Origin of the sequence: Streptomyces sp. enrichment culture, assembly GCF_964273255.1 — a bacterium.
Lineage (GTDB): Bacteria > Actinomycetota > Actinomycetes > Streptomycetales > Streptomycetaceae > Streptomyces.
In genome coordinates this window covers 6,706,487-6,728,240 of sequence record NZ_OZ186835.1, presented here as the reverse complement: position 1 = coordinate 6,728,240, position 21,754 = coordinate 6,706,487, and the positions used below count along the sequence as shown (strand labels likewise).

The 21,754-nt window shown below is 73.6% G+C and carries 23 protein-coding genes; 12 read left to right on the top strand and 11 right to left on the bottom strand.

What is annotated here, in order from left to right:
• Positions 1 to 36: 36 nt before the first annotated feature.
• Positions 37 to 1,176, top strand: coding sequence for an amidinotransferase (locus tag ACSU53_RS29390; protein WP_437032655.1), 1,140 nt, complete (start codon positions 37 to 39; stop codon positions 1,174 to 1,176).
• Positions 1,177 to 1,941: 765 nt separating this feature from the next.
• The gene (locus ACSU53_RS29385; RefSeq protein WP_437032653.1) at positions 1,942 to 3,063 is read left to right on the top strand and encodes an ABC transporter substrate-binding protein; all 1,122 of its coding nucleotides are present in this window, start codon (positions 1,942 to 1,944) and stop codon (positions 3,061 to 3,063) included.
• A 110-nt stretch (positions 3,064 to 3,173) separates the two neighbouring features.
• Here ACSU53_RS29385 and ACSU53_RS29380 read toward each other — a convergent pair whose 3' ends face one another.
• Positions 3,174 to 3,506: a cupin domain-containing protein gene (locus tag ACSU53_RS29380; protein ID WP_362097739.1), complete on the bottom strand. Its 333-nt coding sequence runs from the start codon at positions 3,504 to 3,506 to the stop codon at positions 3,174 to 3,176.
• A 154-nt stretch (positions 3,507 to 3,660) separates the two neighbouring features.
• On the opposite strand from ACSU53_RS29380, the gene ACSU53_RS29375 reads away from it, so the two are divergent.
• The 7 genes from ACSU53_RS29375 to ACSU53_RS29345 all read left to right on the top strand — a co-directional run bounded on the left by ACSU53_RS29375 (position 3,661) and on the right by ACSU53_RS29345 (position 9,818).
• Positions 3,661 to 4,356 carry a YqjF family protein gene (locus ACSU53_RS29375; protein ID WP_437033479.1) on the top strand — a complete coding sequence of 232 codons (696 nt, stop codon included), beginning with the start codon at positions 3,661 to 3,663 and terminating at the stop codon, positions 4,354 to 4,356.
• 248 nt (positions 4,357 to 4,604) lie between these two features.
• Positions 4,605 to 5,780, top strand: a complete 1,176-nt coding sequence (locus ACSU53_RS29370; protein WP_437032651.1) for an ATP-binding protein — start codon at positions 4,605 to 4,607, stop codon at positions 5,778 to 5,780.
• Complete coding sequence (locus ACSU53_RS29365; RefSeq protein ID WP_432056643.1) at positions 5,777 to 6,178, top strand: roadblock/LC7 domain-containing protein; 402 nt, start codon at positions 5,777 to 5,779, stop codon at positions 6,176 to 6,178. Before ACSU53_RS29370 ends, ACSU53_RS29365 begins: the two co-directional genes overlap by 4 nt.
• Positions 6,175 to 6,552, top strand: coding sequence for a DUF742 domain-containing protein (locus ACSU53_RS29360; RefSeq protein ID WP_437032649.1), 378 nt, complete (start codon positions 6,175 to 6,177; stop codon positions 6,550 to 6,552). Before ACSU53_RS29365 ends, ACSU53_RS29360 begins: the two co-directional genes overlap by 4 nt.
• Positions 6,527 to 7,120 (top strand): GTP-binding protein, encoded by a 594-nt coding sequence (locus ACSU53_RS29355; RefSeq protein WP_192233447.1) that lies wholly within the window; start codon positions 6,527 to 6,529, stop codon positions 7,118 to 7,120. The genes ACSU53_RS29360 and ACSU53_RS29355 overlap by 26 nt, the downstream gene beginning before the upstream one ends.
• A gap of 15 nt (positions 7,121 to 7,135) precedes the next feature.
• On the top strand, positions 7,136 to 8,479 hold the full coding sequence (locus ACSU53_RS29350) for a cytochrome P450 (protein ID WP_437032647.1): 1,344 nt from the start codon (positions 7,136 to 7,138) through the stop codon (positions 8,477 to 8,479).
• Positions 8,480 to 8,687: 208 nt separating this feature from the next.
• Positions 8,688 to 9,818: a tryptophan dimethylallyltransferase family protein gene (locus ACSU53_RS29345; protein WP_437032645.1), complete on the top strand. Its 1,131-nt coding sequence runs from the start codon at positions 8,688 to 8,690 to the stop codon at positions 9,816 to 9,818.
• A 103-nt stretch (positions 9,819 to 9,921) separates the two neighbouring features.
• Here the strand turns inward: ACSU53_RS29345 and ACSU53_RS29340 are convergent, their stop codons facing one another.
• Entirely contained in the window at positions 9,922 to 11,220 is a 1,299-nt protein-coding gene (locus ACSU53_RS29340) for a flavin-containing monooxygenase (RefSeq protein ID WP_437032643.1), read from the bottom strand.
• A 538-nt stretch (positions 11,221 to 11,758) separates the two neighbouring features.
• Between ACSU53_RS29340 and ACSU53_RS29335 the strand changes: the two genes are divergently transcribed.
• Positions 11,759 to 12,790, top strand: coding sequence for a DNA topoisomerase IB (locus ACSU53_RS29335; RefSeq protein ID WP_437032641.1), 1,032 nt, complete (start codon positions 11,759 to 11,761; stop codon positions 12,788 to 12,790).
• 65 nt (positions 12,791 to 12,855) lie between these two features.
• Here the strand turns inward: ACSU53_RS29335 and ACSU53_RS29330 are convergent, their stop codons facing one another.
• From ACSU53_RS29330 to ACSU53_RS29315, 4 genes are all read right to left on the bottom strand, one after another.
• On the bottom strand, positions 12,856 to 13,164 hold the full coding sequence (locus ACSU53_RS29330) for a hypothetical protein (RefSeq protein ID WP_437032639.1): 309 nt from the start codon (positions 13,162 to 13,164) through the stop codon (positions 12,856 to 12,858).
• A 17-nt stretch (positions 13,165 to 13,181) separates the two neighbouring features.
• The gene (locus ACSU53_RS29325; RefSeq protein WP_437032637.1) at positions 13,182 to 13,595 is read right to left on the bottom strand and encodes an SRPBCC family protein; all 414 of its coding nucleotides are present in this window, start codon (positions 13,593 to 13,595) and stop codon (positions 13,182 to 13,184) included.
• A 93-nt stretch (positions 13,596 to 13,688) separates the two neighbouring features.
• Positions 13,689 to 14,546 (bottom strand): MBL fold metallo-hydrolase, encoded by an 858-nt coding sequence (locus ACSU53_RS29320; RefSeq protein ID WP_437032635.1) that lies wholly within the window; start codon positions 14,544 to 14,546, stop codon positions 13,689 to 13,691.
• A 160-nt stretch (positions 14,547 to 14,706) separates the two neighbouring features.
• The gene (locus tag ACSU53_RS29315) at positions 14,707 to 15,429 is read right to left on the bottom strand and encodes an FAD binding domain-containing protein (protein WP_437032633.1); all 723 of its coding nucleotides are present in this window, start codon (positions 15,427 to 15,429) and stop codon (positions 14,707 to 14,709) included.
• A gap of 707 nt (positions 15,430 to 16,136) precedes the next feature.
• Between ACSU53_RS29315 and ACSU53_RS29310 the strand changes: the two genes are divergently transcribed.
• Positions 16,137 to 16,907 carry a beta-glucanase gene (locus tag ACSU53_RS29310; protein ID WP_437032631.1) on the top strand — a complete coding sequence of 257 codons (771 nt, stop codon included), beginning with the start codon at positions 16,137 to 16,139 and terminating at the stop codon, positions 16,905 to 16,907.
• Here the strand turns inward: ACSU53_RS29310 and ACSU53_RS29305 are convergent.
• Complete coding sequence (locus ACSU53_RS29305) at positions 16,884 to 17,474, bottom strand: tellurite resistance TerB family protein (protein ID WP_437032629.1); 591 nt, start codon at positions 17,472 to 17,474, stop codon at positions 16,884 to 16,886. The two genes, ACSU53_RS29310 and ACSU53_RS29305, sit on opposite strands and share 24 nt — an antisense overlap.
• Before the next feature lie 469 nt (positions 17,475 to 17,943).
• Here ACSU53_RS29305 and ACSU53_RS29300 point away from each other — a divergent pair, with 469 nt between their 5' ends.
• Entirely contained in the window at positions 17,944 to 19,050 is a 1,107-nt protein-coding gene (locus ACSU53_RS29300; RefSeq protein ID WP_437033477.1) for an acyltransferase family protein, read from the top strand.
• A gap of 54 nt (positions 19,051 to 19,104) precedes the next feature.
• Here ACSU53_RS29300 and ACSU53_RS29295 read toward each other — a convergent pair whose 3' ends face one another.
• The 4 genes from ACSU53_RS29295 to ACSU53_RS29280 all read right to left on the bottom strand — a co-directional run bounded on the left by ACSU53_RS29295 (position 19,105) and on the right by ACSU53_RS29280 (position 21,428).
• Positions 19,105 to 19,722, bottom strand: coding sequence for a DinB family protein (locus ACSU53_RS29295; RefSeq protein WP_437032627.1), 618 nt, complete (start codon positions 19,720 to 19,722; stop codon positions 19,105 to 19,107).
• Positions 19,719 to 20,171 (bottom strand): hypothetical protein, encoded by a 453-nt coding sequence (locus ACSU53_RS29290; protein WP_437033475.1) that lies wholly within the window; start codon positions 20,169 to 20,171, stop codon positions 19,719 to 19,721. Before ACSU53_RS29290 ends, ACSU53_RS29295 begins: the two co-directional genes overlap by 4 nt.
• Before the next feature lie 186 nt (positions 20,172 to 20,357).
• The gene (locus ACSU53_RS29285; protein ID WP_437032625.1) at positions 20,358 to 20,714 is read right to left on the bottom strand and encodes a hypothetical protein; all 357 of its coding nucleotides are present in this window, start codon (positions 20,712 to 20,714) and stop codon (positions 20,358 to 20,360) included.
• A gap of 264 nt (positions 20,715 to 20,978) precedes the next feature.
• Positions 20,979 to 21,428 carry a hypothetical protein gene (locus ACSU53_RS29280; RefSeq protein ID WP_437032623.1) on the bottom strand — a complete coding sequence of 150 codons (450 nt, stop codon included), beginning with the start codon at positions 21,426 to 21,428 and terminating at the stop codon, positions 20,979 to 20,981.
• Positions 21,429 to 21,754 lie beyond the last annotated feature (326 nt).

The window sequence follows — 21,754 nt, the reverse complement described above, 5'->3', positions numbered from 1 at the left end:
CTGGACGACCGGTCGCCCACGGGAAGACGAGGCACGATGTCCGCACCCTCGACCACCGCCACCCGAACCGGCACGGAGCCGGCGTCCCCGGTCTGCTCGCACAACGAGTGGGACCCGCTGGAGGAGATCATCGTCGGGCGCCTCGACGGCGCGACGATCCCGTCCGGGCACCCGGTGGTCACCTGCAACGTCCCGCCGTGGGCGGCGCGGCTGCAGGGGCTCGCCGCGGGTTACAAGTACCCGCGCCTGCTGATCGAGCGGGCGCAGGAGGAACTGGACCACTTCGTCGCGCTGCTGGAGTCCCTGGGGGTGACGGTGCGGCGCCCGGACGCGGTGGACCACAAACGGCGTTTCGGCACCCCCGACTGGTCGTCACGCGGCTTCTGCAACACCTGTCCGCGGGACAGCATGCTGGTCATCGGCGACGAGATCATCGAGACCCCGATGGCCTGGCCCTGCCGCTACTTCGAGACGCACTCCTACCGGCGCGTGCTGAAGGACTACTTCCGGCGCGGCGCGCGCTGGACCGCGGCCCCGAAGCCCGAACTCACCGACGCCCTGTTCGAACCGGACTTCCGCATCCCCGGTCCGGACGAGCCCATGCGTTACATCCTCACCGAGTTCGAGCCGGTGTTCGACGCGGCGGACTTCGTGCGCGCGGGCCGGGACCTGTTCGTCACCCGCAGCAACGTCACCAACCGCATGGGCATCGAGTGGCTGCGCCGCCACCTGGGCCCCGGCTACCGGATCCACGAGATCGAGAGCCGCTGCCGCACGCCGATGCACATCGACACCACGTTCGTGCTGCTGGCCCCCGGCAAGGTCCTGGTCAACCCGGAGTACATCGACGTCGACCGGCTGCCCGACGTGCTGCGGTCGTGGGACGTGCTGACGGCGCCGGAGCCCGAGCCGATCCGCGACCCGCTGCTGCGGGTCACCTCGATGTGCGGCAAGTGGCTGAGCATGAACGTGCTGATGGTGGACGAGAAACGGGTCATCGCGGAACGGCACCACACGGGCATGCTGCGGGCCCTGGAGAAGTGGGGCTTCGAGCCGATCCCCTGCAACCTGCTGCACTACGCCCCGTTCGGCGGCTCGTTCCACTGCGCCACGCTGGACGTCCGCCGTCGCGGCACGCTGGAGACCTACACCGATCCGCCGTCCGGGACGCGGTGACCGGCGCGCCGGCGCCGCCGTGACGGCCCGTCCGGGGCGCCCGGCCGCCGCGGGGATCCGGCCGTTTCGCGGACGGAGGCGGAGGGGGCTGCCCGAGTTCACGTCCTCACGCGGTCGTTGGCCGATGCCCTGGGTGCCCGGCCGCGCCCGCGAGCTCAGTCGCCGCCCGCCCGGGCCGCTCGCCGGAACGCTCGCCGGGCCGCCCCTGGGCCGTCGGCCGCCTCGGTGCCAGAATGCGAGACGACCTCATCCAGGATGTGAACGCCCTCTTGGGGCAGGCGCCGTCTTCTGTCACGATTCCCGGCAACCGAGCGGGACATCCGGGGACAGCCGGAAGAGGGGGTGGCGGTCGTGAGCGCGTCGGATCGCAGCCTCCGTTCACCGTTCCCGCTCACCTCGCGGCGCCACATCGACTTCGGGCGCACCTCCAGCGCCATCTGTCGCACGGCCCTGAGCGCGTAGCCCGCCTCAGCGCCCGCCCGTCCGCCCCGCCTCCCCGGCTCACACGCGCCGTACCGCCGCCGTGTCGCCGTCGCGTCGTGGGGACCGTCCCGGGAGGGCGCGCCCGCTCCGCGCTCCGTCCGCTCCGGCCGTCCGCCGGGCCCATGCCCTGACGCGGAGCCCGCCGGTTCGCGGAGTCCGCCGGGACCGTCCGCCACCCCGCTCCTCCGCCGCCGCCCGTCGCCGCGCCCGGTTGGCCCACGCTCGCGGGGGTGGCCGGTGGCGCGCGCGTCCTGCCCCCTCCGTACTGCCCCACTCACCTTCATGAGAGGACACCCCGTGTCTGCCGCACGACCCCGTGCCCTGCTGCGCACCCTCGCCGCCACCGCGGCCCTCCCCCTGCTGCTCACCGCCTGCGGCTACGGCTCCGAATCCGCCGACGACGACGGGACGTCCCAGGTGGCGGCCGGAGCCGAGAAGCTCTCCGCCGACGAGGTGAGGATCGGCTACTTCCCCAATCTCACCCACGCCACCGCCCTGGTGGGCGTCCAGGAGGGCCTGTTCCAGAAGGAACTGGGCGGCACGACGATCAAGGCGTCGACGTTCAACGCCGGTCCCTCCGAGATCGAGGCGCTCAACGCCGGCTCGATCGACATCGGCTGGATCGGCCCGTCGCCCGCCATCAACGGCTACACCAAGTCGGGCGGCCGGAACCTCCGCATCATCGGCGGCTCGGCGTCCGGCGGTGTGAAGCTCGTGGTCAACCCGGACCGGATCACGTCCGAGGACGACCTCAAGGGCAAAAGGATCGCCACACCCCAGCTCGGCAACACCCAGGACATCGCGTTCCTCAACTGGATCGCCGAGAAGGGGTGGAAGGTCGACCCGCAGAGCGGCGCGGGCGACGTCTCCGTGGTGCGCTCCGACAACAAGGTGACGCCGGACGCCTACCAGGCCGGCTCGATCGACGGCGCCTGGGTGCCGGAGCCGACCGCCTCCCGCCTGGTGGCGCAGGGCGCCGAAGTCCTGCTGGACGAGGCCGACCTGTGGCCCGACAAGAAGTTCGTGATCACGAACATCATCGTGTCGCGGAAGTTCCTGGAGAAGCACCCGGACGTCGTCGAGGCCGTGCTGCGCGGGTCGGTGCGCACCAACGAGTGGATCAACGCCCATCCGGAGCAGGCCAGGGCGTCGGCGAACGCCGCCCTGGAGAAGCTGTCCGGCAAGCCACTGCCCCCGGAGGTCATCGATCCCGCCTGGACGTCGATCACCTTCCTGGACGACCCGCTGGCGTCCACCCTCGACACCCAGGCGGGCCACGCGGTGAAGGCCGGACTGCTCGAGCAGCCCGAACTGGAGGGCATCTACGACCTCGGCCCGCTGAACAAGGTGCTGAAGGCCGAGGGCAAGGAGACGGTGGACGACGCCGGACTGGGTGTCGGATAGCCGGCCGCCCGCCCGTTCCCGCGGCGCTCGCAGCGACCGCGGGGAGGGCGACCTGGGCCGGAAGACGGGGGCCGGCGCGGTCCGCGGGAGGCCCCCGTCGTCCGGGCGGGTCAGCCGGTCTTGGCGACGGTCAGCAGGACGACGGCGTCCTCGACCGCGTCCAGGCTGTGCCGGGCCGGGGGAATGGCCAGCAGGTCGCCCTCCCGGCCGTCCCAGGAGGTGTCGCCGCTGGCGAGGCGGACCCGTCCGCGCAGCACCAGCAGAGTCGCCTCACCGGGGTTCTCGTGTTCGGCGAGCGAGGTGCCCGCGGTCAGGGCGAGGACGGTCTGCCGCAGGACGTGTTCGTGGCCGCCGTAGACGGTGGTCGCGCTGCGGCCGTTCGATCCGGTTCCGGCCCGTTCGAGGTGTTCCCGGGCGAGGGCGTCGAGGGAGAGTTTCTGCATGGTCCCAGTGTCGCCCCTGGGGCGCGCGGGGCCAACGGCGGCAGGGCCGAGGGGCGCCGACCGGCGGGTCCGCGCCCTGCGTGACACTGATTCCGTGAAGCTCCCCCCACAGCCCATCACGGCCGACGCCCCCGAGGCGATAGCGCACCCGCTGATGACCCAGTCCTGGCTCGACCTGACCTTCCTGCACTGGGCGGCGGAGCCGGCCGACGTGGCCGGCCTGCTGCCGCCGGGGACCGTGCCCGACACCCTGGACGGCGTGACGTACATCGGCCTGGTCGCCTTCCGCATGCACCGGGTCGGCTGGTTCGGCCTGCCGGGCGTGCCGTACCTCGGCACCTTTCCGGAGACCAACGTCCGTCTGTACTCGGTGGACGAACAGGGGCGGCGCGGCGTGGTGTTCCTCTCCCTGGACGCCTCCCGGCTGCTGCCCGCCGCCCTGGGCCGGCTCGTCTTCCGGATGCCGTACATGTGGTCGCGGATGGGGATCGCCTCGAGCGGCGACACGGTCACGTACACCGGCCGGCGGCGCTGTCCCGGTCCTCGTGGCGCGGGCAACCGGATCACCGTGCGGATCGGTGAGCCGGTGCGTGAACCCAGCGCGCTGGAGCATTTCCTGACGGCCCGTTGGGGCATGCACGGTGTGTTCTTCGGGCGGTCGAGGTACCTGCCGAACGCCCACCCGCGGTGGCCGCTGCACCGGGCCGCACTCCTGGCGTGCGAGCAGGACCTGTTCACGGCGGCCGGACTGCCGGAACCGGCCGGTGAGCCGGTGAGCGTGCTCTACTCCCCAGGCGTCCCGGCCCGCTTCGGACGGCCGACGCGGCCGGCCGGTGTCCCGACGTCGTGACGTGCTGACCCGGCCCGTCACCGGAACGGAAGCGGAGGGTCAAGCGCCCCTGCGAACAGATTTCCTGACGTCAGTTCATGTGTTCGCCCGATGATACGATCACCGCGTTTGCGGAGCGGGCGGATGAGCCAAAGCCGACATCTCCCCTGCTGGGACGGCCCGGGCGGCAACCCCGGCGGGCGGTCCGTGACCGCCCGCAGTGACGGGACCATCAGCAAGCCGGCCTTCAGTCGCCTGAAGAGAGTCTTATGACGGAATACATAGGGAACCCATTGCTCTGGGCTCTCCTCGTCGCCCTCGTCATCGCCATCGCCCTCATCGTCCGGCAGCGCAGGGCCTCCCGCGCGATGCGGCAGGAGATCGAGGGCCTGAGAGATCACTACGCGGAGCTGGAGAGCGACTACGAGAAATCCGTACGGGCCGCGCAGGAGCAGGCCGAGGAGGAGACCAAGACCGTTCTGAAGTCGGCCATGAGGACCCTGCAGGGCCTGGCCGCCGAACAGCAGTTGGTCCTCTCCCGGCTGCAGAGCAAGTACGGCGACTCGGCGATGCTGCAGGACCTGCTGGAGATCGACCACACCAACTCCCAGTTCGGCCGCCGCGCCCAGTCCATCGCCGTGCTCTGCGACGGCTGGCTGGGCGGACGCCGTGACACCGCGTCGGTCTACGACGTGGTCCGCAGCGCGCAGGGCCGCATCCGGCACTTCCGCCGGGTGGAGATCCTCTCCCAGGTGGACTTCGGCATCACCAGCCGGGCCGTCGAGCCCGCCGCGCTGGCGCTCGCCGAGCTGCTCGACAACGCGACCAGCTACTCCAGTCCGGACACCGTGGTCGAGATCAACATCCGCACCGTGCCCAAGGGCATCTGCGTCGTGGTCGACGACGCCGGTGTCGGCATGAGCGAGGAGGAGCGCGCCCGCGCCCAGAAGCTGCTCTCCAGCGAACGCGCCTCCAGCGTGGCCGGGCTCGGCAATCCGCCGCAGTTCGGGTTCGCGGTCATCGGCGTGCTGTGCGAACGCTTCGGCTTCGAAGTGTCGGTGGACTCCTCCTCGCCGTACGGCGGGGTGCGCGCGGTGGTCCTGCTCCCCCACGAACTGCTCACCGCGATGCCGGAGAAGAAGGCTGCCGCTCCCGCGGCCGCCCGGCCGGCCCCCAACGGTCCGGACGACGGTCCGGAGCCCTCGTCCCCCGTCCCGGCGCCGACCGTCGACGGGCTGCCCCGGCGGCGCCGCAAGCGACCGATGGCGATCGTGCCGGGCAACGCGTCGGCCCCGCGTTCCGCGGGCCGCTCCGACTCCGAACACGCGCAGGTCATGGGTGCCTTCCAGCGGGGCACGCAGTCCGGCCGGGTCACACAGCCGGAGGCCGGGGACCAGACGAGCAGCACCCCTGGTGCACGCAGTGAAGGACATGATCTCTCGTGAACGACGACCTGTCATGGATGCTCGACAGCGCCCTGGAGATTCCCGGGGCCCTGCACGCGGTCCTGATCTCCGCCGACGGGCTGCTGATGGCCCGCACGAAGGACTTCGACAAGGACGACGCCGACCGGGTCGCCGCCGCGATGAGCGGTGTGCAGTCGCTCAGCCGCACCCTCGGCTTCTTCTGCGAGGACCCCGACCACCGCTGGCGGCAGACGCTGGTCGAGTTCGACGGCGGCTGGGTGTTCCTGATCTCCGCCGGTGAGGGCGCCTACCTGGGGGTGTCCGCCTCGCCGGACGTCGACATGGCGGACATCACCTTCCGGATGCAGCAGCTCGTCGCCCAGCTCGGCAAGCAGCTGACGACGCCGCCGCGCGAGAACCTCGGCGTCCGCTCATGACCGGTCATGACGGGTGGGAGCCGGAGGCCGCCGAATTAGTGCGACCGTACGTCATCACCAGGGGCCGGGAACTGCCGGACGAACAGCAGTTGTCCCTGATCACCCTGGTGACGGCCTCGCCGGAACACGCGCAGCGGCCGACCCGGCTGTCCCCGGAGGAGCAGAGCCTGCTGGACATCTGCTCCGCCGGCTACCTCTCGGTCGCCGAGCTCGCCGGGCACACCGGGCTGCCGCTGGGTGTCGTGCGCATTCTGCTGGCCTCCCTGACAGAGGGCGGCTACCTCATCACCCGGCCACCGGTGGCGCGTGCCCGCCTGGCCGACCGGGAGATCCTGGAGGAGGTGCTCAATGGTCTCCGCGCCAAGTTTGGGTGAGCAGGCCTACGTCCGCGACGGGGCGACCCAGACGGCGGTGAAGATCCTGGTCGTCGGGCACTTCGCGGTGGGCAAGACGACGTTCATCGGCTCGATCTCCGAGATCGAGCCGCTGTCCACCGAGGAGACGATGACCCGGGCCGCCGAGGCGGTCGACGACCTCAAGGGCGTCCAGGGCAAGACCACCACCACGGTGGCCATGGACTTCGGCCGGCTCACCATCAGCGAACGGGTGGTGCTGTACCTGTTCGGCACGCCCGGCCAGCAGCGCTTCGTGCAGATGTGGGAGGACATGGCCCGCGGCGCGCTGGGCGCGCTGGTGCTGGTCGACCCGGAGCGGCTGGCGGACTCCTTCGCGGTGATCGACCTCATCGAGCAGTACGGACTCGACTACGCCATCGCCATCAACCACTTCGACGGCGCTCCGCCCCGTGACGAACGGGCCCTGCGCGAGGCTCTGGACCTGCTCGACGACACCCCCGTCGTCACCTGCGACGCGCGCGACGAGAAGTCCTCGGCCGCCGCACTGACCACACTGGTCCGCTACTTGCTGGACCGCGCCCACTAGGAGCTGGAAGCAGACATGGACGCTGACGACACCACCCCGGTACCCCCGCCCGGGTGCCCGGCCCACGGCTCCGGCGGCCGGGTTCCGCTGTACGGACCGGAGTTCGCCGCGGACCCGCAGGCGTACTACGGCTTCCTGCGCCACTACGGCCCCGCCGCGCCGGTCGAGCTGGCACCGGGCGTGGAGGCGACCCTGGTCACGGACTACGCCACGGCGCTGCAGCTGCTGCAGGACTCGGGCACCTTCCGCAAGGACGCGCGCCGGTGGCGGGCGTTCAACGAGGGCAAGGTGGGCCCGGACAGTCCGGTGGCCCCGCTGCTGGCCTACCGGCCCAACTGCATGTTCGCCGACGGCGCCGACCACCTGAGGCTCCGTCAGGCGGTCACGGACAGCATGGCGCGGGTCGACACCCGGCGGCTGAGCCGCAGCACGGAGCAGATCTCCGGGTACCTCATCTCCCAGTTCGGTGCCCGGGGTTCGGCGGACCTGCTGGGTGACTACGCCAAGCAGCTGCCGCTGTTCGTGTTCAACGAACTCTTCGGCTGCCCGGCCGACATCGGCGACCGGGTGCTGTTCGGCATCTCCGGCATGTTCGACGGCGTCAACGCCGACAAGGCCACCGCCGTGCTGTTCCAGGCGGTGGGCGAGCTGGTCGCCCTCAAGCGGAGCCGGCCCGGCGACGACGTCACCTCCTGGCTGATGCAGCATCAGGCCCAACTGACGGACGAGGAGATGGTGCACCAGCTGGCCCTGCTGCTGGGTGCGGGCGCCGAGCCGCTGCGCAACCTGATCGGCAACACGCTGCACCGCCTCCTCACGCACGACCGCTACGCCCGCGAGGGCGGCCTGATCGACGAGGCGCTCGACGACACCCTGTGGGAGAACCCTCCCATGTCGAACTACGCGCCGCACTACCCGGCCACCGACGTGGAGTTCGCCGGACAGCACCTCCAGGCCGGCGACCTGGTCCTGGTCAGCTTCGCGGCGGCCAACACCGGTCCCGCGCTGCAGGCCACGCGGCAGGCGGGCAGCAACCGGGCGCACCTGGCGTGGAGCGCGGGCCCGCACGCCTGCCCGTCCAAGGAGCCGGCCCGGCACATCACGGTCTCCGCGATCGAGAACCTGTTCAACCACCTGCCCGACCTGCGGCTCGCGGTGCCGGAGGACAGCCTGTCCTGGCGCCGCGGTCCGTTCCACCGGGCGCTGGCCGCACTGCCGGCCCGCTTCACCCCGGTGCAGCCGGACCGCGGGGCCGACCGGGCGGAGGGCCCCGCGCCGGCCGAGGCCCCGGGCGAGCCGGCCCGCCGGCCCGAACGCGTGGGCCGGTGGAGCCAGTTCCTCAACTGGCTCACCCGGTGACCTACGCAACAGCCGCCCAAGTGGCCTCTCCCGCATGAAGGTTCGACGGCAGGGGTAGTGAGCAACGCGGCATACCCGTTGTTTCACGAAGCAAAGGAGGTGTCATGGACCACATATCCTCAGACACCGCTTTCCCGCCGAGACCGCAGATACCCGCCCTACGGGGCGGGTATCTTCCTGTGCGCACCCTCCGGCGCGGGGAGGGCCGGTGAGCGCGGGCGGGTACGCGGACGGCGAGGCCCTGGGCGCCCGGACCCTCGCCGGGTTCACCACCCGTCAGCTGCGCGGGATGTGCGCGGTCGCGGGCCTGTCCGGGGCGGACGCCGACATCTATGCCGGTGTCCTGGCCGAGTGTCTGGGACCGGTGGCCGGCCGGTCCCTGGACCTGCCGCCGCCCAACCGGACGTTCCTGTCCGACGACCACACGCCGGTGGAGTTCTCGCTGTCGTTCCAGGCCGGCGCGGCCCCGGCGCTGCGCCTGCTGACCGAGCCGGGCTGCGGCGCAGACAGCCTGGCCGGCAACGGGGCGGCGGGGCTCGCGGCGATCCGCACCATGGCGCGCCGGTGGGACTTCGCCACCGACGCGCTGGAGGAGATCCGGGACCTGTTCCTGCCGCCGTCCCCCCAGGGGCCGCTGGCCCTGTGGTGCGCGCTGGAGCTGCGGCCCGGAGGCGTGCCGAAGGTCAAGGTGTACCTCAACCCGTCCGCGTCGGGCCCGGAACGGGCCGCCGCCACCGTGCGGGAGGCGCTGCACCGGCTCGGCCACCGGCGGGCGTACGCCGCCCTCCCCGAGGCGGACGGCCACCCGTTCCTCGCCCTGGACCTCGGGGACTGGGAGGAGCCCCGGGTGAAGGTGTACCTCCGTCACGACGGCCTGACGGCCGCGCGTGCCGGACGTCTGTCCCGCATGCGGCGGGGCCCCGGCCCCGCGGCGATCGAGGAGTTCTTCCGCACGGCGGCGGGCAGAGGGCCCGGCACGACACGGCTCAGCGGGCGTCCCGGGCTGACCTGCCACTCCTTCACCGACACCGGGGCCGACCGGCCGAGCGGGTTCACCCTGCACATCCCGGTGCGGGACTACGTCGCGCACGACGGGGAGGCGCTGGCCCGTGCGGAGCGGCTGTTGCGCCGGCACGGCGCGGACACCGGTGCGCTGACCCGGTCGCTGGAGGTCCTGACCGGCCGGCGGCCCGAGGACGGGGTGGGGCTGATCGCCTACCTCGCCCTGGCGCACCAGCAGAACCGGCCGCCCCGGGTGACGGCGTACCTGTCCTCGGAGGCGTACGCGGTCAGGCCGCCGGCCGGCAGGGCCGCGCAGCGTCCGCAGGCGGTCGGCTGAGCCGGCGGACGGCCGTGCGACGGCCGTGCGACGGCCGGGGGCCCCGGTGCCGTGCACCGGGGCCCCCGGCCCTGTCGTGCGGGCCCCAGGGCCCGGGAATCCTCTAGACGGTGAGCACCTGGCGCAGTTCGGCCAGGTAGGGGCGCACGTCGACCTGGATGGAGGCGCCCTGGGTGCGGCCGTAGCGCTGTCCGATGCCGTCGAGGTAGGCGGTGATCTCGCGGCGCATCTCCTGCGGGGAGGGCAGGGCGATCCCGCCCTCGATGATGCCGGTGACCCACTGGGCCTGGGCCTCCACCAGCCGGGTGATCGCGCCGACGGGCCGGACCAGGCCCACGAAGTACAGGCCCTCCTGTCCGGGGTCGACGACACGTCGGTACAGCTCGACCGTGCCGTCGGGGGCCAGCGGGCCGCCGTCGGGCAGGAAGGGGAAGTCCAGGCGGAATCCGGTGCAGTACACGACGGCGTCCACCGGCTCGGACGAACCGTCGGTGAACACGGCCCGGTCGCGGTCGAAGGAGGCGATCGCGGGCCGCGGGGTGACGGCGCCGTGGCGGATGCGGCTGAGGATCTCGTCGGAGATGGTCACCGCCGACGAGAAGATGCGGTGGTCCGGCTCGGGCAGCCCGTAGTCCGAGAGCCTGCCGCGGGCGACGAGCAGGGCCTGCTCGACGAAGCGGCGCTGCTCCTCCAGGGTCATGTCGTTCCACCAGGGCGCGTCGGCGATCTCGTCGAGCGAGAGGCCGAACAACTGCTTGGGCACGATGTGCAGTCCACGGCGCACCGACAGCACCGTGCGCGCGGCGTGCCGGGAGAGGTCCGCCGCGATGTCCACCGCGGACGCGCCGAGGCCGACCACGACCACCCGCTGCCCGGCGAAGTCGCTGCCGTGCCGGTAGTCCAGCGAGTGAAGAATCGTTCCGGCAAAGGAATCGGAGCCGGGCGGGAGCGGGTCGGGCAGCGCGGGCAGCGAGTGGTGGCCGGAGGCGACGATCACGTGCTCGAACCGCCGCGAGGTCTCGGCGGCGCCCGCTGCCCGGGTGACCACCGTCCACGTGCCCGCCGCGTCCCGGGTCACGGACACCGCCTCGGTGCCCAGTTCGATCCGGTCCAGGACACCGGCCCAGCGGGCGAAGCCGCGCAGGTAGGCAGCGACGTCGCTGTGCCGGGGGTAGAGCGGGTAGTGGTCGGGCATCGGGAAGCCCTGATAACCCGTCAGTTCCTTGGCGGTGTTGAGGTGCAGCGACACATAGCCCGGCCCTCGCTCGCCGGCCCCGGGCTGGCGCCAGATCCCGCCCACGTCCGGAGCCTTCTCCACGCAGACGAAGTCGATGCCGCGTTCCGCGAGCGAACGGGCCACCGCCAGCCCCGACAGACCGGCACCGATCACACACACACGCACGCTGATTCCCCCCAGGTCCGACACCGTCCTTCCCCCGCGCAGCCATTGACTGCCCATCGGCACCTTGCCGCACACCAGCACCATTGTCGAACCATTGTGTTCATCCTCACGGTTTCGACCGGCACGCCACTGTTTCCGCCGGTCGGAGGGGTCGCAGTCCGGGTCCGCACCCGGTCACCGGCCCACGTCGCGACCACGGGCCTGCCGATCACGTCACTGTCGACATCTTCCGGCCGATCACGGCCCTGCCGACACCTCCCGGCCGATCACGTCCCTGCCGACACCTCCCCGCCGATCACGTCCCTGCCGACCGCCGCCCCCGGCCGATCATGTCCCTGCCGACCGCCGCCCGGTCGCCGCACGGACGCCCGCCCGGCGCCCCCGCTGCTCACGCGCCTGCGGCGACAGGCTTCAGCGGCCGGAGGCATGCCGGCCGCAGGGCGGGGCACTGGGTACGCGACGAGGCGGTGCGGCACCGGCGGGGCCGGTGGGCCCGGTCGGGCCGCCCGGGTGCGGCCCGCGTGAGGGAGGTGCGGCGGTGCGCTTCCACCACAGCAGCCCCGGCGACCCCGGGTACACCCGCCGGCGTCACGGGCGCGGGTTCCGCTACGTGGACGTCCACGGCGGCCCGCTGCGCGACCGGGCCGAGATCGACCGGGTCAAGGCGCTCGTCATTCCCCCCGCCTGGCAGGACGTCTGGATCTGCCGCAGGCCCAACGGTCACCTCCAGGCCGTCGGCACCGATGCGGCCGGGCGCCGCCAGTACCTGTACCACCCCGGGTTCCGGGCGCAGCAGGAGCAGGCCAAGCACGAGCACGTGCTCGACGTGGCCGAGAGCCTGCCCCGGGTGCGGGAGACCGTGCACGCCCACCTGTCGGAGCGCGGACTGACCCGCGAACGGGTGCTGGCCACCGCCGTGCGCCTGCTGGACCTGGGGTTCTTCCGCATCGGCAGCGACCGGTACACCGACCTGAACAGCAGCTACGGGCTGACGACACTGCTGCGCGAGCACGCCGGCCGGCGGGGCGGCGGGGTGCGGTTCTCGTACCCCGCCAAGCACGGCAGGGAACAGCACCTGGAGGTCTTCGACCCTCAGGTGTGCCGGGCCCTCACCGCGTTGCTGCGCCGACGCGGCGGGGGCGAGCGGCTGTTCGTCCACCGGGACCGCGCCGAATGGCGGGAGCTGACCGGCGCCGACGTCAACACCTACCTCAAGGAGCTGGCCGGGCTGGAGATCACCGCGAAGGACTTCCGCACCTGGCACGCCACGGTGATGGCGGCCGTCGCGCTGGCGGTGTCCCGGGAGGCGGCCCGCACCGAGACGGCACGCCGCCGCGCCGTCGGCCGGGCGGTGCGCGAGGTGGCCGGGTACCTGGGCAACACCCCCGCCGTCTGCCGGGCGTCGTACATCAACCCCCGGGTGGTCGAGCTGTACGAGGAGGGTGTGACGGTGGCCGCCGCGCTCCCCCGGCTCGGCGCCGAGAGCGCGTACGGCTCCCTGGCCACGCTGGGCACCGTGGAGGCAGCGGTGCTGCGGATGCTGCGCACGGGGCGCCCGCCCGGCGGCTGACCGCGCGCGACCGGCTCACCCGAGCCGCGAGGCGCGGCCGGGCGGGGGCCCGTGGAGCGGTCCGGTCACGGGCGCGGATCGACGCGGCGCCACCGGGGCCGGGCGTCGCCACCGCGCCGTCCGGCGACGGATGCGCAGCGGGGGCACTGCCGGCGGACGCGGTCGGCCGCCCCGCCCGATTCCGGGAAGGTGTCCGGCCAGGAGACGTGGGGGAACCGAGTGAGCCGGGAACGGCTCAGGGACAGCCCGCAGACGGTCTCGTTCCGCCCGGGCTGCCAGGCGTGGACCTCACCGGCCGGAAGCCGGCGGCGGCCCTCCTCCTCGTCGGTCCACTGCCCGGAGGCGGCGACCGCGTACGACACGGGGCGCGGCACGGTGCCCTCCGTCCTCCTCAGTCGGCCGCGTGCTCGACGCGCAGCCGGACCTGTTCCTCCAGCCGGCGCAGGCTGGTGTCGAGGGCGTCGCCGACGGCTGCCTCCCCCGGGTCGTGCTGCTCGTCGAAGAAGGACAGGTGCACCGTGACCTCGCTGGCGCCGCTGCCGATCCCGGCGACCTGGAGCCAGCCGCTGTAGGCGCCCTGTTCGCGGGTGCCCCACTCCAGCCGCAACTGCTCGCGCCGGCCGCGCAGCAGGGCGGAGGTGTCCTGGTCGGTGCGGTCCTCGTGCACGGTGACCGCGGGCGGCTCCCCGGCGTGCACGTGCAGCGCCTCGGGCAGCCAGGCGTCCATCTGCCCGACGTTCGCGGCCTGGTCGTAGACCTGCTCCGGCTGGGCGGGCATGGTGCGGGAACGTTCGTACTCGGTCATCGCGCTACCGTCCTCGGTTCGGTGTCACGGGGCGGCGGGCCGGCCGGGTACCCCGTGCGGCCACGGGTGGAACGGCGGCCCGGTGCCGGAGGTTCAGAACACGGCCGGCACCACGCCCCGGTCGGGGGTCAGGCGGACGCTCTGCCCCCGCCCGCAGTGGACGATCCGGTCGCCCAGGCCCACGGCTTCGGCCTCGGCGAGGAACGCCGAGAGCGGTGAGCGGAACACCGTGTAGTCGTGGTAGTGGACCGGCAGGATCTGGTGGGGGTCGAGCCGGCGGGCCAGTTCGGCGCCCTGAGCGCCGTCCATGGTCACGACGAAGCCGCCCGGCAGCCGGGTGCCGCCGAGGTGCAGCACCGCCAGGTCGGCGGCGGGGAAGCGCCGTGCGATCTCGTCGAGACCGTCGTGGACCAGCGTGTCACCCGACACGTACAGCCGCATCCGGACCGGGCCGCCGGCGGGGCCGAACTCCAGCATGCTGCCCATCACCGGCGGGAGGAGGGCGCGCAGGGCCCGCGGGCCGGCGTGCCGTCCGGGCAGGGCCGTCACCGTGACCTGCGCGTCGCCCCGGCTCAGGGTGAGGCCCTCCCAGGTGCGCAGGCCGGCGGTGCGGCCGAAGCCGTGCAGGACCCGCAGCCGCCGGGCCGCGTGCCGGGTGGTGAGGACCGGCACAGTGTGGTCGAGGTGCCGGTTCGTACGCCGGTCCCAGTGGTCCCCGTGGAGGTGGGAGAGCACGACCGCGTCGGGGCGGGGCAGGTCCACGATGTCGACGGCCGGTTCCGTCAGCCGCCTGCTCACCAGCCCGTATCCCAGGTGGGCGTACTGGCCCCGGTGCAGGAAGTTGGGGTCGGTGAGCAGCGTCAGCTCGCCGTACCGCACCACCAGGGTGGCGTTGCCGATGAACTGGATCCGGACGGAACCGTCCGTGAGGTCGTCCGCGAAGTGTGACATGGCCATCCCATCCGACGGGGTGCCGGACCCCGTCCCGCCACCGGTCCGTTCCGCTTCCTCCGGTGGGACGGGGTACCCCCGCCGGCCGCGGTCACGCGTGCCGCGGGCCGGCGGGGGCCGGGACGGTCGAACGGACCGTCCCGGGGGCGCCCGGCGCCGGTCAGGGCAGGCGGCCCAGCAGGGCGGTCACCTCGCGCCGGAGCGCCTCGCGGGCCGTCGGAGGCAGCGCGCCGAGGTCGGTCGCCTCCAGGGTCCGCAGCACCTGCCCGGGGCCGTCTCCGGCCGCATGTGCGGCGGCCCCGGTGACCACCTCGTGGCCGTCCCGGACGGCGACGCGCAGCCGGTGGCCCCCGCCCTCCTCGGCGTGGACGGCGGCGGCCACCACCAGCGGCGGCGGTCCGCCCGGGTCGGCGGGCGCCTTGTGGTACCCGCTCACGACGGGCTCGCGCCAGCGCAGCGCGAGCAGCAGGGGGCGCTTGGCCACCACCTCGGCCAGATCCGTCTCGTAGGTCCCGTCCGGGTCCAGGACGGTCGCGCGCGCGTCCAGCACGAGGGCGGCGGGCAGCAGGCAGCGCAGCGTGCTGCCGACGATGTTGCCGCCGACCGTGGCGGTCCGGCGCACGGCGCCGGTGCCCACGCTGCCGGCCGCCCGGTGCAGCACCTCCGGGACCCGGTCGTCGACGCGGTGCAGCAGGACGGCGCCGCCCAGCGCGTCCGGCCGGAGCACATTGGCCTCGGGGACGTGGCGGAGGGAGACGGCCAGGTCCGGGAAGCCGTCCCGTTGCCAGACGCCCCACACGAGCGTGGCCCCTCCGACGGGGACCGCTCCTTCCGCGAGATGGGCGCGCGCTTCGGACAGTGAGGTGGGCAGACGCAGCAGCACGACGGAACCTGCTTTCCTGGACGTCGGCGGGAGGCGGAGCGACGTGACTCGGGGGCGGACGGCGGCACTTCGTCGGACGGTCCGGGCGGGGAGCACTGCATTGTCGGTACGCCGACGGGGGCGCGTACAGGGCTCACGGGGCGCCCCGTGCGTCCGGTCCGGGGCACGACGGGCGCGCGGGTCAGCGCGGTCCGGGGCGGCGGGTACCGGGCGCCCGGGCGCGCTTGGTCGCGTCTCAACGCCCCTCATGGCACCCACCCCGCCGTCCGCAGGCACCCGCCGCCCCGCCGTCCCCGGGCTCCGTGCCGCCGTCCCGCCCCACCGTCCCTTCCCTCCCCTCCCCGACCCCCTTCATGCGGCCCGGAACCGTCTCCCCCGCGGAACAATCACCGGACCGTTCCCGGGCTCCGCCGCGCTCCGGGCCGACGCCCGTCCGGATTCTCCGCCCGTGTCCCTGACGGGTGGTCGTCCGGGTCCGGCGCTGCGGGCCCGGTCCGGCGGCGGCGCGCGCCGGAACGACCGAACGACCGAACGACGGCACGACGGGGCAACGGGGCAACGGCACCGTCCGTACCGGGCACGCCTGCGGTCGGCGGGTGCGACGGGCCGGTCAGGGCGGGTGGCATCGTTCACTCGAAGGCGTTGTTTGCCCCGTGTGCTCGTCCGTTGCCCGCATGCGCGGGTCCCGGACCGGAGAGAACCCGGACATGCACGAACCGGCGCGGCACGACCCGTCCCCCCCGTCCGAGAATCCACCGATACCCGACACCGCTCACGACCCGTCCTCCGAGGCTCCCTGCCTCCTGGCCGCGGACGTGGTCTTCACCGCCGACTTCGCCTCCACCCGCCAATGGGTGGCGGGGCGTTCCTGGGCCTATCCCGGCGGCGGCCCGACCAATCCGGGCGACGACAAACTCGATCACCTGGTGCCGGACGACGACTACTGCCGCAGCGGCGTCTTCCGCGCCACCCGCAGGCCGGACGGCCGCTGGAACACCGGCCTGCTCACCACCGAGGGCAGCGCGGAGGGATTCCTCGCCCGGACCGGCGACGTGCTCGAGGCCCGCGTGCGGCTGCCCCGGGCCGTCGGGGCATGGCCGGCCATCTGGACCTGGCGGGACGGCGACCAGGAGATCGACGTCTTCGAGTACCACCCGGACAACCCCGACCTGCTGGAGCTGAGCAACCACGTCCGCGACGCCGGCCACTACTACCGGCACCGTTCGGTGCGCCCAGGTGCCTGGGTCGACCTGCGGGTGGAGTTCGGTGCGCGTTCCGTCGTCTGGTGGGTGAACGGCGCGCGCGCCTTCGCGGACCGGCGGGGGGTGGGCCGCCGCTGGCACGCCCACCTCATCGTCAACCTCTCGGTGTGCGCCGGGCGGTACCATCCGCCTCCGGACGCGGACACCGACGCGATGGACTACGAGGTGGCGAGCCTGGTGGTGCGCCGGCCGTCAGACGCCGAACTCCGCCGGTGAGAGGCCGAGCACCGCGCACGCGTCACGGATGACGTACTGCTCGGACGCCTCGAAGGAACCGTCGGCGCCGGCCACCACGATGCCGGTCTGCACCACCGCGCGGGCCTCCACGGGCTTCTTCGCCGTCCTGGCGATGTCCTCCAGGGCCCGCGCCTTGCCCGACTCGAAGTGGCCCACGAGCCGGTCCACATGCTCGTTGAACCGCTTGCGCAGCTGCTCCGGCGGGAAGTTCTGCAGGACCTCGTTGGAGACGATCAGCTCCTCCACGCGCTGCCGCTCCGACGGGTCGACGTGGCCGTCGGCGGCGGCGACGAGGGCGCACATGGCCATCGCGGCGTCCCGGTAGGCGCCGCTCTTGAGCTCCGTCCTGGCCGACGCCAGCTGCGACTTCAGCAGGGAGAGCAGCTGGGCCCTGGACCCTCCGGAGGACGTGCCGCGCCCCTGGCCGCCCGGCACGGCCCGGCCGAGAGGGCCGCCCGGGCCCTGCGCCCGGCCGCCTGAGGGCCGCGCACCCTGGGACTGCTGGAGGGTCCTGGCCTGTTCCTTGAGCTTGTCCCACATCGCCACTGGTGCCACCTCGGGGTGAGTCGCCGTCGTCCGGCCCGCGGACCGTCGGACACGGCCCGGACCGGTGCGGGAGGCCCGGCCGGGCCTCCCGCGGTCCGTCTGGAAGAACGGTGCCGGCGGCGCGCCGGTTCCCACGGGACGCAAGAAGTGCCAGGACCACCCGTTCGGTTGAGCGGGTTCGCTGCCGTGCCGTGCCCTCCCGACGGGTGTGGGCGACACCACAGGTTTGAACGGTGCGGGACGGGTGAGGCGGTCGGGATGTGTCCGCTCCTCCTCCCCACCGTCCTCACCCCCACGAGACACGCAAGCGGCCCCCGGACGGCGCGCCCCACCGGCCCCGGGAGGCGCGGTGAGTGACGTCGTACGGTCCTCCGGGGGCGATCCGGCACCGGAGGCGGGGCCCGGGAAGCACGGGCAGAAGGCCGACCGGGCCAGTCCCGCGGCGGACGGCGCGGCCGGTTCGACGGCCGTGGCCACGACGGACGTTCCGCCCACGGCGGACGGCCGGCCCACGGCCGCCTCGGGTGCCGAGCGCCCCGGGGCGGACGGCGCACCGCGCCGGTCCGGGCAGCGTGACGCGTTCTTCGACAACGCCAAGTACCTGGCGATCGTGCTGGTGGCCGTCGGTCACGCGTGGGAGCCGCTGCGGTCCGACAGCCGCACCGTCACCGCGCTGTACACACTCGTCTACGCCTTCCACATGCCGGCGTTCATCGTCATCGGCGGGTACTACTCCCGCACCTTCGACGGCAGCCCGGGGCGCATCCGGCGCCTGGTGACCGGTGTGGCGCTGCCGTACGTGATCTTCGAGACGGCGTACACCTTCTTCACCCGGTGGACGGACGGTGTGCCCGACCGGCCGATCACCCTGCTGGAGCCCCTTTACCTGACGTGGTTCCTGGCGGCCCTGTTCGTGTGGCGGCTCACCACCCCGCTGTGGAAGCTGGTGCGGTGGCCGGTGCCCGTGGCGCTGGCCGTGGCCATGCTGGCCACCATGTCGCCGTCGCTCGGCGAGGACCTCGACATCCAGCGCATGCTGCAGTTCCTGCCGTTCTTCGTCCTCGGACTGAGTCTGCGGCCGGAGCACTTCCGCGCGGTGCGCACCCGGCGGGCCCGGCTGCTGGCCGTACCGGTGTTCGCCGCGGCTCTGGTGGGGGCCTACTGGGCAGTGCCGCGGGTGAACACCGGCTGGCTGTACCACCGGGACAGCGCGCAGGAACTGGGCTTCCCCGCCTGGTACGGACCGATGGCGACCCTCGTCGTGTTCGCCTGCTCCCTGCTGCTCGTCGCCTGCTTCCTGTCCTGGGTGCCCGGGCGGCGGACCTGGTTCACCTCCCTCGGCGCGGCCACGCTGTACGGGTATCTGCTGCACGGTTTCGTCGCCCAGGTGAGCAAGTACTGGGGCTGGTACGACCCCGAGTGGCTGTACGAACCGCTGGGCGCGGTGGTGGTCACGGTGGTCGCCGCGGTGCTGGTGACGGTCCTGTGCTCGGCACCCGTGCGACGGGTGTTCGGATGGGCGGTCGAGCCGAATCCGGACTGGGCGTTCCGGACTGCGCCGCGCACGGCCGACTGAGTCCGCGCACCCCGGGCGCGACCGCTCCCGGGGGTGCTTGCGGCCCGGCGGCGGTCAGTCGGCCCGCGCGCGGTACAGGTCGCGGATCAGAGCGATCTCGGCGCCGTGGTGCAGGACCTCCTGGTTGACCCACCACACGATGTCGACGAAGGGCTCCTCCGCGTCGCTGCCGTGCGGGTACGTGCAGTACCCGACGGTGTCGAGGGCGGCGTCGTCGACGCTCAGCAGCGCCTCGCGCCAGGCTGCGGCACCGGTGTCGAAGGCAGCCAGGGCCGTCGCCGCGTCGCCGGGGACCACGACGTCGTCGCGGGTCAGACGGCGGCTGCCGGCCGTGTGGTCGGCGCGCAGTGTCAGCATGTCGCTCAAGTGGCTCAGCCGCCAGGCGATGGTGGTGAACGGGGGCGGCCAGGGGTGCGGGTACGCGGCGGCGTCGCGTCCGAAGTCGCCGGTGCCGGCGAGCAGGGTCGCGCGGGGGCCCGGTCCGTGCGCGCGGCGCCGGACCGACCAGCACTCCGGCACCGGCTCCCAGAAGTACTCCTCGTCGGTCATGGCCGGGACCGGGGTGTCGCAGCCGTCGCCGCTGTCCGTCAGGGGCCCGGCCATCCGGGCGGTGAGCCGTGCGCGGGCGAAGTCGAACTGTTCCAGCAGCGGGGTCAGACGGGGCGGGGTCATCGTGGCTCCTGGCCGGGGGCGGCGGTCGCGGGGGCGGACGTCCCGGGGGTGGCGGTCGCCGGGGCGCGGCCGGTCACGTGCCGGCCGGTGCGCCGTTCGTGGAGCAGGGCGGCGCCGGTCGCGAGGGCCCCGAGGCCCTCCCACGCCGCGATGCCGAGGAACGCCTGCGGCGCCCTGCCGCCGGCCACCGCCGCGGTGAAGACCACGCAGGTGAGGAGGCGGAACGGCACCGTCCACAGGTAGAAGGCACGCCAGTCCGCCAGTGCGGCCAGCACGTAGTAGACGCCCATGTTGAGGGCCGCCATCGACGACGCGGTGACGAAGGCGCCGGTGTGGTCGCCGCTCCCCCGCTCACCGGGCACGGCGAGGCCCAGCAGGGACAGTTGCGCGGTCGGAGAGAGGAGGCCGACGGCTCCGAGCACGGCGGCGAGCACGCCGAAGACGGCCATGGTCCAGCCCGAGGGCGAGCGGGGAATACGCACCCGGTGAGCGTAGCGACCGGGGCGCCCGCCGCAAGCCCTCATGTCCTCGGCCCTACCCCCGCACGCCGTGCGTGCAGGCCCCTGATCAGGCCGGCGTCCATTGCTGGTCGGCGCCGCCGGTGCCAGTCCCCCAACTGCACCGCGGACGCGGCGTCAGGCCGAGCCGTCCCGTGAGGTGCGGTGTGCGCAGCCGGGGTCGTGGTCGGTGGCGCACGAGGTCCACCACCGCTCGCAGCAGGCGGCGTCCACCTCGGCCTGGGCGAGCACCGCGGCGGCCGTGTCACGCCAGGCTCCGCGGCGGCCCTCGCGTTCCCGGAGGACGGCGACGGTCCGCCGCTCCTCGGCGATGACATGCTCCCGGGCGATCCCGAGCAGGGGCGCCAGGCCCGCGGCGGCCATGGCGAGGCTGGTCCAGGCGGGGACGGCGCCCCAGGTCCGGACCGTGCAGTAGGCGAGCCAGAGGGCTACGGCGACGTAGAGCGCGGAAAGGGTGCGGCTGCCTCTGCTCATGGCCGATCCTCCTGGATCCGTCGGGGGCGCGCCGGACCGGACGGGCGGCGCTCCCGATCCGTACTCCGGTGACTGCGGATGGAGTTCGGATGCCCGCGATGGGCGGGACCATGACACCTGGTGCGGCGGAAACTTCATCCGGCGCCGCTCCGGGGCGCGTCGACGGGGCTGCCGGTGAAGGGGCCTGCGGTGCACGGGGGTTGAAGACGGGGCGCGAGCGCCGCAGTCCACCGGCCGGGCGGCTCCGGGGCGGCCGACGGCGCGTCAAGCGACGCGGGCGCGCCGGCGCACCAGGATCTGCGGCGGCACGGCGGACCGGTCCGCCGGGCGAGTGGTGGTGGCGGGCGTACGGACGGCGGCCCGAACGCGGTAGGTCGTGCGGTGCGGGTCGACCACGGGGTCGCCGAGGGTGATCCGGCCGGCGGCGTGCAGGGCGTCGCACTCCTCCGTGGGCAGCGCGACGTAGCAGCCGCCGAGCCCGGTGGTGGAGTCGATCGGGCGCCAGTAGCTGTAGCGGCGGCGGCCGTTGGCGTGCACGCTCACATAGGTGGGGGTGCGCGGGTCGGAGACGATCCGCAGCACGTCGGATCCCGGCGCCCCGGCGGAACCGCTGGGCCGGGAGGAGCCGGTCCGTGCGGCGGCGGTGCGGGAGGGCCGGGTGCGGGGGGCCGGGAGGGCGACGACGCGCGCGGTCTGGTCGACGGTGGAGAGCATCAGCAGAGCCTTTCCGGAGCCGGGACTCGAGACCGTCTACCCAGCAGAACGCAGGTGTTGATCTCCTTTTCCGATCATTGTGCGGTTGCCCACTGACAACAGGCCCACACCCGGGCCGAGATGGGCCCGCTCCCCCGGCCGCCGGACGTCCCGTCAACGTGGCTCCGCGCGCCGTCCGGGCCACCGGCCCGACGGGAGGGGGAGGTTGAGACCGGGGGGCCGACAGGGCTGGGCCGACGGGCCGGGGCCGACGGGCCGGGGCCGACGGGCCGGGGCCGGACGGGCCGTCCGGCCCCAGCCGCCGTCATCACCCTTCACGAGCCTCA